Source organism: Bradyrhizobium ganzhouense, assembly GCF_049949285.1.
GTDB lineage: Bacteria > Pseudomonadota > Alphaproteobacteria > Rhizobiales > Xanthobacteraceae > Bradyrhizobium > Bradyrhizobium ganzhouense.
The window spans coordinates 3,330,721-3,343,116 of sequence record NZ_CP181318.1 but is presented as its reverse complement, the minus strand read 5'-3'; the positions used below and the strand labels follow the sequence as shown (position 1 = coordinate 3,343,116).

Annotated in this window: 12 protein-coding genes; 4 read left to right on the top strand and 8 right to left on the bottom strand. The window is 64.0% G+C overall.

Features of this window, described 5'->3' with window-relative positions; genetic code table 11:
• The first annotated feature begins 62 nt into the window (after positions 1-62).
• Positions 63-2,420: an Orn/Lys/Arg decarboxylase N-terminal domain-containing protein gene (locus tag ACLFLU_RS15230; protein WP_426412982.1), complete on the top strand. Its 2,358-nt coding sequence runs from the start codon at positions 63-65 to the stop codon at positions 2,418-2,420.
• 6 nt (positions 2,421-2,426) lie between these two features.
• Positions 2,427-3,005 (top strand): N-acetyltransferase family protein, encoded by a 579-nt coding sequence (locus ACLFLU_RS15225; protein WP_426412981.1) that lies wholly within the window; start codon positions 2,427-2,429, stop codon positions 3,003-3,005.
• 3 nt (positions 3,006-3,008) lie between these two features.
• On the opposite strand, the gene ACLFLU_RS15220 is transcribed toward ACLFLU_RS15225, so the two are convergent.
• The 3 genes from ACLFLU_RS15220 to ACLFLU_RS15210 all read right to left on the bottom strand — a co-directional run bounded on the left by ACLFLU_RS15220 (position 3,009) and on the right by ACLFLU_RS15210 (position 4,942).
• Positions 3,009-3,221, bottom strand: a complete 213-nt coding sequence (locus ACLFLU_RS15220; protein ID WP_426412980.1) for a hypothetical protein — start codon at positions 3,219-3,221, stop codon at positions 3,009-3,011.
• A 105-nt stretch (positions 3,222-3,326) separates the two neighbouring features.
• Complete coding sequence (locus ACLFLU_RS15215) at positions 3,327-3,776, bottom strand: flagellar basal body rod protein FlgC (RefSeq protein WP_426412979.1); 450 nt, start codon at positions 3,774-3,776, stop codon at positions 3,327-3,329.
• A gap of 116 nt (positions 3,777-3,892) precedes the next feature.
• Positions 3,893-4,942 (bottom strand): hydroxyacid dehydrogenase, encoded by a 1,050-nt coding sequence (locus ACLFLU_RS15210; RefSeq protein ID WP_426412978.1) that lies wholly within the window; start codon positions 4,940-4,942, stop codon positions 3,893-3,895.
• A gap of 255 nt (positions 4,943-5,197) precedes the next feature.
• Here ACLFLU_RS15210 and ACLFLU_RS15205 point away from each other — a divergent pair, with 255 nt between their 5' ends.
• The gene (locus tag ACLFLU_RS15205) at positions 5,198-5,764 is read left to right on the top strand and encodes a thiamine pyrophosphate-binding protein (protein WP_426412977.1); all 567 of its coding nucleotides are present in this window, start codon (positions 5,198-5,200) and stop codon (positions 5,762-5,764) included.
• 8 nt (positions 5,765-5,772) lie between these two features.
• Complete coding sequence (locus ACLFLU_RS15200) at positions 5,773-6,369, top strand: thiamine pyrophosphate-dependent enzyme (protein ID WP_426412976.1); 597 nt, start codon at positions 5,773-5,775, stop codon at positions 6,367-6,369.
• Between the two features lie 75 nt (positions 6,370-6,444).
• Here the strand turns inward: ACLFLU_RS15200 and ACLFLU_RS15195 are convergent, their stop codons facing one another.
• The 5 genes from ACLFLU_RS15195 to ACLFLU_RS15175 all read right to left on the bottom strand — a co-directional run bounded on the left by ACLFLU_RS15195 (position 6,445) and on the right by ACLFLU_RS15175 (position 12,381).
• The gene (locus tag ACLFLU_RS15195) at positions 6,445-6,828 is read right to left on the bottom strand and encodes a DUF1236 domain-containing protein (protein WP_334537337.1); all 384 of its coding nucleotides are present in this window, start codon (positions 6,826-6,828) and stop codon (positions 6,445-6,447) included.
• A gap of 115 nt (positions 6,829-6,943) precedes the next feature.
• Positions 6,944-7,945 (bottom strand): 2-hydroxy-3-oxopropionate reductase, encoded by a 1,002-nt coding sequence (locus tag ACLFLU_RS15190; RefSeq protein WP_426412975.1) that lies wholly within the window; start codon positions 7,943-7,945, stop codon positions 6,944-6,946.
• Positions 7,845-8,630: a hydroxypyruvate isomerase gene (hyi, locus tag ACLFLU_RS15185; protein ID WP_426412974.1), complete on the bottom strand. Its 786-nt coding sequence runs from the start codon at positions 8,628-8,630 to the stop codon at positions 7,845-7,847. Before hyi ends, ACLFLU_RS15190 begins: the two co-directional genes overlap by 101 nt.
• 12 nt (positions 8,631-8,642) lie before the next feature.
• Entirely contained in the window at positions 8,643-10,427 is a 1,785-nt protein-coding gene (gene gcl, locus ACLFLU_RS15180) for a glyoxylate carboligase (protein WP_426412973.1), read from the bottom strand.
• Positions 10,428-10,578: 151 nt separating this feature from the next.
• Positions 10,579-12,381, bottom strand: a complete 1,803-nt coding sequence (locus ACLFLU_RS15175) for an adenine deaminase C-terminal domain-containing protein (protein WP_426412972.1) — start codon at positions 12,379-12,381, stop codon at positions 10,579-10,581.
• Positions 12,382-12,396: the final 15 nt, after the last annotated feature.

The following is a 12,396-nucleotide window of genomic DNA, read 5'->3' as shown; positions in this document are numbered from 1 at the left end:
GCTGTCATAGAACTGTCATCGAATGTGCCGAGACGTGTGACTGGGCACATTCGGGACCTGACATGGACTATTTCAAGCGCTTCAACTTTCTGTTCGCCGCACCTGTTTTCGACACCGACGACCTCGAGGGCGTCCGCTTCAACCAGATCATCGAGGAGATCCAGCGCTCCGGCTTCGAGGTGGTCCGGGCCCGCAAGCTGGAAGACGCGGAAATGGCGGTGCAGACCGATGCCGCGATCGGCTGCATGGTGGTGGACTGGGGCAAGAAGGGGCTTGAGGGCAAGACCTCGGCACTGATCAATTTGATGCGGCGCCGCGGCCTCGACTTCCCGATCATCCTCCTGATCCGGCGCAAGCGATTCGAGGATTTGCCGGTCGAAGTGCTCGACTTCATCGACGGCTACGTCTTTCTGTCTGAGGAGACGCCGACCTTCATCGCCAAGAATTTGATCAGCCGGCTCAAGCAATATGCCGAGACGCTGAAGACGCCGTTCTTCGGCGCGCTGGTCGATTATGCCGAGGAAGGCAACCAGCTCTGGACCTGCCCGGGCCACAATGGCGGCGTGTTCTACAACCGCAGCCCGATCGGCCGGGTCTTCGTCGAGCATCTCGGTGAATCCGTGTTCCGCGACGACCTCGACAATTCCGTGCTCGATCTCGGCGACCTCCTCACCCATGAGGGTCCGGCGCTGAAGGCGCAGAAGGAAGCGGCCGCGATCTTCGGCGCGGAAAAGACTTATTTCGTGCTCAACGGCACATCGACCTCGAACAAGGTCGCGCTCGGCGCGCTCGTCACCGACGGCGACCTCGTGCTGTTCGACCGCAACAACCACAAGGCCGCCCATCACGGCGCGCTGATGATCAATGGCGGCATCCCGGTCTATGTTCCGACGATCCGCAATGCCTGGGGCCTGATCGGCCCGATGCGCTGGGACGTGCTGGACGAGAAGGCGCTACGCGAGGCGATCCGCAACCATCCCTTGGTCACGGACAAGGACGCCTGGCGCAAGGAACGGCCGTTCCGCGTCGCCGTGGTCGAGCAATGCACCTATGACGGCACGATCCACAATGCCGAAATGATCCTGAAGCGCATCGGCCATCTCTGCGAGTACATCCTGTTCGACGAGGCCTGGGCCGGCTTCATGAAATTCCACCCGCTCTATGCCGGCCGCTTCGCAATGGGCCTGTCAAATCTTCCTCCGGAAGCGCCGGGCATCATCGCGACGCAATCGACCCACAAACAGCTCGCCAGTTTCTCGCAGGCCTCGCAGATCCATATCAAGGACCGCCACATCCGCGGTCAGAAGCGGCGCGTCGAGCACCGCCGCTTCAACGAAAGCTTCATGCAGCACGCCTCGACCTCGCCGTTTTATCCGCTGTTCGCCTCGCTCGACGTCGGCGCACAGATGATGAAGGGCCGCTCCGGCGAAGTGCTGTGGGACGACACGATCCGGCTGGGCATCGAGCTGCGAAAGAAAATCCGCGCGATGCGCCGGGAGTTCGAGGAGAAGGAGCAGAATTCGGATCGGCGCTGGTTCTTTGAGCCGTTCGTTCCGGATCGCGTCGCCATCCCCGACGTGAGCCGCCCTGGCACCGCACACAATGTCGCCTGGGAGACGCTGGCGACCGATGAGCTCGCGACCAATCCCGCGCTCTGGCAGCTCAGCCCCGACAGCAACTGGCACGGCTTCCCCGGCATGGCCGAGGGCTTTGCCATGACCGATCCGAACAAGCTGACGCTCCTCACCCCCGGCTTCGACCGCGCCACCGGCGCCTATGCCGAGCACGGCATCCCTGCCCCGGTTGTCGCGCAGTATCTGCGCGAAAACCGTATCGTCCCTGAAAAGAACGATCTCAACTCCCTACTCTTCCTGCTCACGCCGGGCGTCGAGGCGAGCAAGGCCGGCACGCTGATCTCCGGTCTCGTTGCGTTCAAGAGACTGCACGACGACAATGCGCTGCTGGCTGACGCGATCCCGGAATTCTATCAGCGGCGGCAGGCGCGCTATGCCGGCGTGCGGCTGCGCGATCTCTGCGGCGAGATGCACCGCTTCTTCCGCGCCGCCGATGTCAGCGCGCTTCAAGCGCGGCAGTTCATGCCCGAGCATATGCCTGAGATCGCCATGTCTCCGCGCGATGCCGCGCGCTTCCTGTTCAAGAACGATGTCGACTACCTGCCGATCGAGGCAATCGCCGGCCGCATCGCCACCACGCCCTTCGTGGTGTATCCGCCCGGCATCGCCACCATTGTCCCCGGCGAGCGGCTGACGGAGCGGGCCAAGCCCATGGTGGATTATCTCAAGATGTTCGAGACCTGCTTCAATACGTTTCCGGGCTTCGATGTGGAAATCCAGGGCGTCTACAAGGAGGTCGATGCGCGCGGCCGCATCGGGCTCTATACTTACGTCGTTTCCGAGTAGGCGCCGATGAACGAAACAGCGATTGCACGCGCCGATGACGAGCCGGTCCTGGTCCGGCCCTCGCGCGAGAGCGATATCGAGGCGATGCTGGCGATCTACCGCCATCACGTCCGCAACGGCGTGCCCCGTGACGTCGAAGGAACCGGCGCGCCGGAGCCGGACGATCTGCGCGACCGCCGCAAGAATTTGAAGCAGACCCGGCTGCCGCATCTGGTCGCGACCTGGCGCGGCGAGGTCGTCGGCTATGCCTATGCGGTGCTGTTTCGCAAGCGCCCGGCCTATCGCTACACGGCCAAGCACTCGATCTATGTCCACCACGAGCATCTCGGCCGCGGTGTCGGCCGGCTGTTGCTACAGGAGCTGATCGACGCATGTGCGGCGGCCGGCTTCCGCCAGTTGATCGGCTATATCGATGCCGACAACGCCCCTTCGCTGGCGCTGCACGAGAAATTTGGATTTTCGCGCGTCGGCCTGCTCTGCGGCGTCGCCTATCGGCACGGCCACTGGTCCGATACCGCCATGGTGCAGCGTTCGCTCGGCGCCGGCGTCACCGCGCCGCCATCGCTCACGGCACCGGGACGTTAAACCTTACGAGGAAAAGTCAGCCGGCCTGACCTGAATACGGTCGGCATGCAGCGACCAGTGACACAACGCCTGGTCCTTGCAAAACTTGGCCTTCGCCCGCTCCCTGGCTTCGTCCTCGTCGGAGGCGTCGATCTCGAGCGCGCCCTGACAGACCTCGATCTGCCGGCCATACTGGCCGAGCACGTCCTTCATGAACTTGACGACATAAGTTGACATGGGACCTCCCTGCTGCCCTGGCAGCAATCTAATCCCATTTACCCGGTTTCGGGGAAGCAGATTTTGACCGAGATCAACAGCAGCGAGAGTTCGATCCGCCAGCCATCACGCCTTGATATCGATCAGCGACTCTGTCGTTTCGGAATAGGCCTGAATCACCTTCGCGTTGGCGATGAAGCTGTACTTTGCGGCCGCCAGTTGAACGAGCTCGCTGGCGAGATCGACATTCGGGGCGGCGACCAGGCCGTCCTGGTTTGCGAAGGGAGCACTCGGGTCAGATTGCGCGGTATAGCTCGGCGAAACGGTCGACACCGTCGCGACCGTACCACCCGGCGACGAGCCGCTCGACTGGTCGACCTGATCGACTCGCAAGGGCGTATAAGCCGCGGGATACGTCGAACTCGTGCTCGAACTGCCGGCACCGGCCGAGGTGCTCGATCCGCCTGACGCGGGTAGCGGGCCGGTCGCACTGATATTAGCGATGTTGCTCGCGGCCACGTTCACGCGCAAGCTCGCCGCAGAAAGTCCGGATGTCGCAATCGAAAGTATGCTCATGCCCCCAATTTACAGGGACAAGTCATACGCGTTCATTCATGCGATCACTAAGATGCGGCGCATTGCATTTTCATCGCAGTAACCAATGACTGGCGCGCAACGGCCCTTCGCGCGCCCTACCCCGGCGTCACGCCAAAGGCTTGCTTGAAGCGCTCGGCATAAACAGGCCAGACCTCGGGATTGATGATGCGCGGCGGCCTTTTGCCGTCGAGCGTCTCCAGGACCTGCTCGGCGGCGATGCGGCCCATGTTCTGACGCGCCTCGATCGTGACGCCTGCGGTGTGCGGGCTCGCCAGCACGTTGTCGAACTGCAGCAGCGGATGCTCCGGCGGCGGCGGCTCCTTGGACCAGACGTCGAGACCGGCACCGGCGATGCGCTTGTCGCGCAACGCCTGCAGCAGCGCGTCCTCGTCGTGGATGAAGCCGCGCGCGGTGGTGATGAAATAGGCGTGCGGCTGCATCAGGCCGAACTCGCGCACGCTGATCATGTTGCGGCTGCCCTTGTTGAGCGGGCAGGAGATCGAGACGAAATCGGCGCGGCGCAGCAGCTCGTCGAGCTCGACCTTCTCGCCGCCCCGCTCGGCCATCACCTCGGCTGAGAGGTACGGGTCGTAAGCAAGCACCTTCATGCCGAGCAGACCCTTGCATAGCGCGGCGATACGGCGGCCGACATTGCCGAGGCCAATGATACCGACCGTCTTGTGCTCGACCTCGTTGCCGACGAGCTCGTTGCGGTTGACATTGGGCTCACGGCGCAAGCGGCGGTCGGACTGGATGATGCGCTTGGACAAGGTCAGCATCATCGCCAGCGCGTGCTCGGCCACCGAATGCGCATTGCCGCCCGACTGGTTCACGACCAGCACGCCCGCATCCGTGCAGGCCTCGACGTCGACGGGGTCGAAGCCCGCGCCGTTGCTGGAGACCAGCAGCAGGTTCGGCGTGCGCTTCAGGAAGGCAGCGTCGACATGGAAATGCGGCGCCAGCTCGTCGCGGGCGGCGCCGATCTGGTAGACATGGGCCGCGCTCAGAATCGGGGCGTAAAAATCCGCGGGGCTCTCGTTCTCGATGCGGTCGAGCCGGACGTCGGACCGTGCCTTCAGGATGTCGATGTAGATCGGGTTGGCCAGGTATTTAACGTAGAAGACGCGTTTGCTGTTGACCAACATCAGGACCCTTCCGGCTCTCTCATGGAGACCCGCAAGGTCAGCGCAATACGCGCCCCGTTCCTGCGTCCCTCCGTTTTCTCATTATCCCGCTTATGACATGGCGGTGCCGGCCTTGGCAGGCCGTCTGGCGCAGATCACGGTGCCGGCCCGGACATGTTGACAATCCTGCCCGCTCCGTCAAGTTTCGGCAGACCGCCGCGACGACCAAGACAATGGTCAAGATCAAGAAACCTGCGCGGCACGAGGGAGAATACGATGGCGGTTGCGGAACAGCAGACCTCGTCCCAGGCGGGACCGGGGTCCGGCGACAGAAGCTGGCATAGCATCGTCCTGCAAACCTTGAAGCGGAACGAGATCAGCCTCATCCCTTACGTGCCCGACCGGGTGTTGACGCCGCTGATCAAGAATCTGCACGCCGATCCCTTCTTCACGACCTTTGCGACCGCCCGCGAGGAAGAGGCGGTCGGCATCGTTTCGGGCGCCTGGATGGGCGGGCGGCGCGGCGCGGTGCTGATGCAGACCTCGGGCTTTGCCACGCTCGCCAATACGCTCGCCTCGCTCGCGGTGCCCTACCAGATCCCGCTGATCATGTTCGTCTCCGAGCGCGGCACGCTCGGCGAGTTCAATTACGGCCAGTCGCTGGTTTGTCGCACCATGCGCCCGGTGCTGGATTCGCTGGCGCTGGAGCACCACACCATCACCCGGCTCGACGAGCTCGAATTCATCGCCGACCGCTCGATCAAGCAGGCCGTCACCACGCAAGCGCCGGTGGCGCTGATCCTCAACCCGCTGCTCACCGGCGGCAAGACCTTCGACAAGTGAGCCCCGCCATGGATACGCGCAACACCAAGGTGATGAACCGGTTCGACGTGACGAAGCGCCTGATCGCAAAGCTCAAGCATGAGGAAGCGGTCGTTGGCGGCATCGGCAACACCAATTTCGACCTCTGGGCCGCCGGCCACCGCCCGCAGAACTTTTATATGCTCGGCAGCATGGGCCTCGCCTTCCCGATCGCGCTTGGCGTGGCGCTGGCACAGCCCGACCGCCGCGTCTTCGCGCTCGAAGGCGACGGATCGCTGCTGATGCAGCTCGGCGCGCTCTCGACCATCGCGGCGTTGAAGCCGAAAAACCTGATCATGATCGTGATGGACAACGGCATCTACCAGATCACCGGCGCGCAGCCGACGCCGGCCGCCGGTGTCGCCGATCTCGTCGCGATCGCCTCGGGCTCAGGGCTCACCAACAGCGCCTGGGCCGCGGACGAGGAAGATTTCGAGCGGCTGGTCGACGAAGCGATGTCGGCTGACGAGCCCAGCCTGATCTCGGTGCGCATCGACGACAAGCCCGGCGTCGGCACCACCCGCAGGGATCCCGTGCAGATCCGCGAGCGCTTCATGCACGGCCTCGGCGTGCGCGAGCCGCTTTAAGCTTTCGTCACCGACGACAGAGCCCCGCGGAGCGTCGCTCCGCGGGGCTCGATATTCCAGTTGCTTATTCGCCGATCAATCGATGATCTTGACGACGCGGCGCGTGCGCGGCTCGACGATCACGCGGCGATCGTTCACGACCGCATAGCGATACTCGGTGTAGTTCGGCACGGGCCGCAGCACCACGGTCGGGGGCAGCGGCTCGCCGACCACGACGCGCTCCTGAACCACGACGGAATCATCGCGCGGGATGCCGCCGAGAATCGCATTCGGAATTTCCAATCCAGCCCCGACGGCCGCACCAACGGTGCCGCCGACCATCGCGCCGACCGGACCACCGACGTCGCCGCCCGCGCGTGCGCCGTTCCTGGCGCCCTGTTCGGTCGTCGACTGGGCAAAGGCTGCACTCGACGCGAGCAACGACGCGGCAACCAACGAAATCGCAAGACGGGTCTTCATGTCCACACTCTCCAGTGTTTGCAGATGCGCCTTCAACCGCGGGGCCGGAGCATTGTTCCGGTTCCTCCCGTGGTGAAAGACGCGCCAAACCTGGAGAGTGTTACCGCGTAACAGTTCAGGCCGCGGCGATCTCGTGGCCCGCCATCAGTTCCAGCGCCCGCACCATCGCCGAATGATCCCAGCCCTTGCCGCCATGCGCGGTGCAGGACGAGAACAATTGCTGCGCCACCGCCGTGCTCGGCAGCGACAGGCCGAGCGATCGCGCCCCTTCGAGCGCGAGGTTGAGATCCTTCTGGTGCAGCTCGATGCGGAAGCCCGGTTCGAAATTGCGCTTCACCATGCGCTCGCCATGCACTTCGAGAATCCGCGACGAGGCAAAGCCGCCCATCAGCGCCTTGCGCACCAGCGCGGGATCGGCACCGGCCTTGGATGCGAACAGCAGTGCCTCGCTCACCGCCTCGATCGTCAGCGCGACGATGATCTGGTTGGCGACCTTTGTCGTCTGACCGTCGCCATTGGCGCCGACATGGGTGACGTTCTTGCCCATCTTGTCGAAGATCGGCTTCATGGTGCCAAAGGCCCGCTCGGGACCGCCGACCATGATGGTGAGGCTCGCGGCCTTGGCGCCAACCTCCCCACCCGACACCGGCGCATCGAGATAGTCCGCGCCGAGCGCCTCGATCTTCTTCGCGAACTCCTTGGTTGCCAGCGGCGAGATCGAGCTCATGTCGACCACGATCTGGCCCTTGGAGATGCCGCTCGCAACGCCGTCCTTGCCGAACAGCACGGCCTCCACATGCGGCGTATCCGGCACCATGATGATGACGACATCCGCCTCCTCCGCAACCTCCTTCGCCGATTTGCACGCGACACCGCCGGCCGCGATCAGATCCGACGCGACCGGCGCGACGTCGTGCAGAAGAACGTGATGGCCCGCGGCCAGAAGATGGCCGGCCATCGGCCGTCCCATGGTGCCAAGTCCGATGAAGCCGATGTCAATCATGGTCTGCGTTTCCTCAAGTATCGAATGTCTGCGCTGCGTGCCAGGACAGGCCTTCCAGCGTCGTCGTGCGCGGCTTGTATTCGCAGCCGATCCAGCCGCGATAGCCGACGGCATCGAGGTGACGGAACAGGAAGGGATAGTTGATCTCGCCGGTGCCCGGCTCATTCCGGCCCGGATTGTCGGCGAGCTGGATGTGCGCGATCTGCGGGAGATATTCCTGCATGGTGCGGGCGAGATCGCCCTCCATGATCTGCATGTGATAGATGTCGTACTGGACGAACAGATTGTTCGACCGAACCTCGGAGATCAGCTGCACCGCCTGCTCGGTGCCGTTGAGAAAGAAGCCGGGAATGTCCAGCGTGTTGATCGGCTCGACCAGCAGCTTGATGTTCTCGCGCGCCAGCGTCGAGGCCGCAAAGCGCAAATTGCCGACCAGCGTCTCCTGAAGCTCGCGCGGATCGGCATCGATAGGCGCGATGCCGACGAGGCAGTTGAGCTGCTCGCAATCGAGCGCCTTGGCGTAGTCGATGGCGCGGAACACGCCATCGCGGAATTCGGCAACGCGATCGGGCATGATCGCGATGCCGCGCTCGCCGGCCGCCCAGTTGCCGGCGGGCAGGTTGTGCAGCACTTGCGTCAGCCCGTGGGCCTCGAGCTGCTCGCGCAGGAGCGCCTTGTCGAAATCATAGGGAAAGAGATACTCGACCCCGGCAAAGCCCGCCGCTTTCGCCGCGGCAAAGCGGTCGATGAACGGCATCTCGTTGAAGAGCATGGTGAGGTTGGCGGCGAATTTCGGCATGATGTTGTCCCCCTATTCCGCCGGCTGCAGCACGCGTGTGCTTCCGACCTCATCGAGCGGCAGGTCCAGCACCTCCTCGAATTCGACGATGTTGTCGATCTCGGTCCCCATCGCGATGTTGGTGACGCGTTCCAGGATGAATTCGACCACCACGGGCACGCGGTGCTTCTTCATCAATTCGCGCGCTGTGGCGAATGCGGCCTGCGAATCCTTGGGATCGGTGACACGGATCGCCTTACAGCCAAGGCCTTCGGCAACTGCAACATGGTCGACGCCGTAGCCGCCCAGCTCAGGCGCGTTGATATTCTCGAAAGAGAGCTGGACGTGATAGTCCATCTCGAAGCCGCGCTGGGCCTGACGGATCAGACCGAGATAGGAATTGTTCACGACGACGTGGATGTAAGGCAGATTGAACTGCGCCCCGACCGCAAGCTCCTCGATCAGGAACTGGAAGTCGTAATCGCCCGACAGCGCGACGATGTCGCGATCCGGACACGCCGCGCGCACGCCGAGCGCTGCCGGCAGTGTCCAGCCGAGCGGCCCCGCCTGCCCCGCATTGATCCAGTTGCGCGGCTTGTAGACACCGAGGAATTGCGCGCCGGCGATCTGCGACAGGCCGATCACCGTGACATAGGTGGTGTCGCGGTCGAACGCCTTGTTCATTTCCTCATAAACGCGCTGCGGCTTGATCGGCACGTTGTCGAAATGGCTCTTGCGCAGCATCGAGCGCTTGCGATCGCGGCAGGCCGCGGGCCACGCCTGGCGCTCGCGAAGCCTGCCTGACCGCCGCCACTCCCTGGCGACGGAGACGAAGAGCTCGAGTGCAGCTTTTGCATCCGAGACGATGCCGAGATCGGGATTGAACACGCGGCCGATCTGGGTCGGCTCGATGTCGACATGTACGAAGGTGCGGCCCTTGGTGTAGGTTTCGACCGAGCCAGTGTGACGGTTGGCCCAGCGATTGCCGATGCCGAGCACGAAGTCGGACTCCAGCAGCGTGGCATTGCCGTAGCGGTGGCTCGTTTGAAGTCCGACCATGCCGGCCATCAGCACGTGATCGTCGGGGATCGCGCCCCACCCCATCAGGGTCGGCACCACCGGCACGTTGGCGATCTCGGCGAATTCCACCAGCAGGTCGGACGCATCGGCATTGATGACGCCGCCGCCCGCCACGATCAGTGGCCGCTCGGCCACATTGAGCATCTCCAGCGCCTTCTCGACCTGTTTTCGCGAGGCGGTCGGCTTGTAGACCGGCAGCGGCTCATAGGTCTCGTCGTCGAACTCGATCTCGGCAAGCTGCACGTCGAGCGGCATGTCGATCAGCACCGGCCCCGGCCGGCCCGAGCGCATGACATGAAAGGCCTGGCTGAACACGCGCGGCACCAGCGCCGGCTCACGCACGGTCACGGCCCATTTGGTCACCGGCTTTGCGATCGACTCGATGTCGACCGCCTGGAAATCCTCCTTGTAGAGCCGCGCCCGCGGCGCCTGCCCGGTGATGCAGAGGATCGGAATGGAATCGGCGATCGCAGAATACAGCCCGGTGATCATGTCGGTGCCGGCCGGCCCCGAGGTGCCGATGCACACGCCGATATTGCCGGCCTTGGCCCGCGTATAGCCCTCCGCCATGTGCGAAGCGCCCTCGACATGGCGCGCGAGGATGTGGCGGATCGAGCCTCGCTTCTTCAGCGCCGAATAGAGCGGATTGATCGCAGCCCCGGGAACGCCGAAGGCGGTGGAGACACCTTCCTTCTCCAGAATACGGACAGCTGCATCGATGGCTCGCATCTTCGCCATATCGGACCTCGCTCGGTTTAAGTCAGCGAGCGAGATCATCGGGTGCGCGAGATGCGATCTCAACGAGATCGATTTTATTTTCCACGATGCGGCAGCCGTGGAAAAATCGCGGCAGCCTCAATTGGTTACATCGAGAAGCGGATGAAAGAAATCACTCGAACAGCGGTGCCAGCTTCATCTGCGGTACCAGCACCAAGCCCTTGTCGGTGATGCGAATTTCCGGAATGACCGATAGCGGAATGAGATTAAAGCCCATGTAGGGGATGGTGCAGCCGGCCTCCGCCCATTCCTTCTTCAGCACCTTGACCTCTTCGGCGACCTCGGTGACGCGCTTGTCGGAGAGCAGGCCTGCGATCGGCAGCGGAACCAGCGCCCTCACCTTACCGTCGGCGACGACGCAGACGGCGCCTTGCTGCTCCTTGATGGCTGATATCGCGACTTGCATATCGGGCTCGTTGGTGCCGGCGACGATGATGTTGTGGCTGTCGTGGCCAACGCTGGAGGCTACCGCGCCGCGCTTCAGGCCGAAATCCTTGAGCAGGCCATAGGCGACATTGCCCGCCGATTTGCCGTGACGCTCGACCACGGTGACGAAGCACAGGCCGTAGCGCGCAAACAGCGACGGCCAGTCCTGGGCCGGCTCGATCGCGACCTTTTCATGGATCAGCGTAATGCCGGGCAGCGCGGTCTTGATCGCGTTGACGATGCAGGCCTTCACCGGCAGCTCCGGCGTCAGCTTCAGCTTCTCCGGCAGTTTCACGGTGACATAGGCGGACTTCGGATATTGATAGCGCTGCGACAGCGCCTGATCGAGCCGAGGCGTAATCTTGCGGTTCTCGACCACCAGCTCGCCGCCATACCAGGTCGATTGCGGCTTGAGCTGATCGTCCATCAGCACGAGATCGGCGCGACGGCCTCCGCCGAGCCCGCCGATGTCGCCCTCCATGCCGAAGCGCGTGGCGCCATGCAGCGAGCCCATCGACCAGGCCTGCTCCGGCGACATCCCCGTCTTCACCGCCTCGCGCACCACCCAGTCGAGGCCGAACAGCAAGAGGTCGTCGGCGTCGCGGTCGTCGGTGCAGACAGCAGTGCGCTTGTGCGAGGCGCCGAGCTCGGTGATCGTCCGGATCGCTTGCGGCAGCGAATGCCACGGCGTCGTCGGCGGCCCGCCGCGCAGGAACACCCAGACGCCGGCATCGAGCAGATCGTCGGCGATGTCGCGGTCGATCGCTTCATGCGTGTCCGTGACACCGGAAGCCGCATAAGCCGCGACGAATTCGCGGCCGTAGACATGGCCGGACACCGGCCGACCGCGCTTCAGGGCGGCTGCGAGGATCGCGTGGCTGCGCTCGTCGCCCATCGTCACCGGCACGAAATCCATCTTCTCGCCGAGCCCGACGGCTTCCGGCCAGCGGTCGAACAGGCCGGCGATCTTGTCCGGCGTAAGATCGCCGCCCGCGGTCTCCAGTGCGGCCGAAGTTGCCGGCACGGTCGACGGCACCGTCAAGAAGATCGAGAGCGGCGCCTCACGTGCGTCCTCCAGCATCGCCTCAACGCCGGCGACATCCATGACATTGCCGATCTCGTGGCTGTCGCAGAAGATCGTGGTGGTGCCGTTCAGCAGCGCGGCCTCGGCATAGGCGCAGGCCGTCACCATGGAGGATTCGATGTGGATGTGCGGATCGACCAGCCCCGGCGCGATGATACCGCCGGTGGCGTCGTAAACCGCGACGTCGCTCCACGCCTTCTTCGCCGTGCCAGCGGCCTTCACCGCGGCAATGCGGCCACCGGTGATCCAGACCTCCCGTCCCGGATGGATCCGCTCCGAATAGGTCGAGAGCACCCGCGCGCCCGTGATGACGAGATCGGGCGCGAGGCGCGCCGAGGCGACGTCGGCAAGGCGCCGGGTCATCGTATGCAGCGGAGCGACGGCGAAGCGGGTAAGTCTGGTCATCAGGACCCTCGCGTG

Excerpts from the sequence above, each read along its gene's own strand:
- ACLFLU_RS15220 (WP_426412980.1), bottom strand. The coding sequence starts at position 3,221 with ATGTCAACTTATGTCGTCAAGTTCATGAAGGACGTGCTCGGCCAGTAT.
- ACLFLU_RS15230 (WP_426412982.1), top strand. The coding sequence starts at position 63 with ATGGACTATTTCAAGCGCTTCAACTTTCTGTTCGCCGCACCTGTTTTC.
- ACLFLU_RS15205 (WP_426412977.1), top strand. The coding sequence starts at position 5,198 with ATGGCGGTTGCGGAACAGCAGACCTCGTCCCAGGCGGGACCGGGGTCC.
- ACLFLU_RS15215 (WP_426412979.1), bottom strand. The coding sequence starts at position 3,776 with ATGAGCATACTTTCGATTGCGACATCCGGACTTTCTGCGGCGAGCTTG.
- ACLFLU_RS15175 (WP_426412972.1), bottom strand. The coding sequence starts at position 12,381 with ATGACCAGACTTACCCGCTTCGCCGTCGCTCCGCTGCATACGATGACC.
- ACLFLU_RS15225 (WP_426412981.1), top strand. The coding sequence starts at position 2,427 with ATGAACGAAACAGCGATTGCACGCGCCGATGACGAGCCGGTCCTGGTC.
- ACLFLU_RS15200 (WP_426412976.1), top strand. The coding sequence starts at position 5,773 with ATGGATACGCGCAACACCAAGGTGATGAACCGGTTCGACGTGACGAAG.
- ACLFLU_RS15210 (WP_426412978.1), bottom strand. The coding sequence starts at position 4,942 with ATGTTGGTCAACAGCAAACGCGTCTTCTACGTTAAATACCTGGCCAAC.
- gcl (WP_426412973.1), bottom strand. The coding sequence starts at position 10,427 with ATGGCGAAGATGCGAGCCATCGATGCAGCTGTCCGTATTCTGGAGAAG.
- hyi (WP_426412974.1), bottom strand. The coding sequence starts at position 8,630 with ATGCCGAAATTCGCCGCCAACCTCACCATGCTCTTCAACGAGATGCCG.
- ACLFLU_RS15195 (WP_334537337.1), bottom strand. The coding sequence starts at position 6,828 with ATGAAGACCCGTCTTGCGATTTCGTTGGTTGCCGCGTCGTTGCTCGCG.
- ACLFLU_RS15190 (WP_426412975.1), bottom strand. The coding sequence starts at position 7,945 with ATGCCGTCGGCTATCGCGGCTGGATCGGCTGCGAATACAAGCCGCGCA.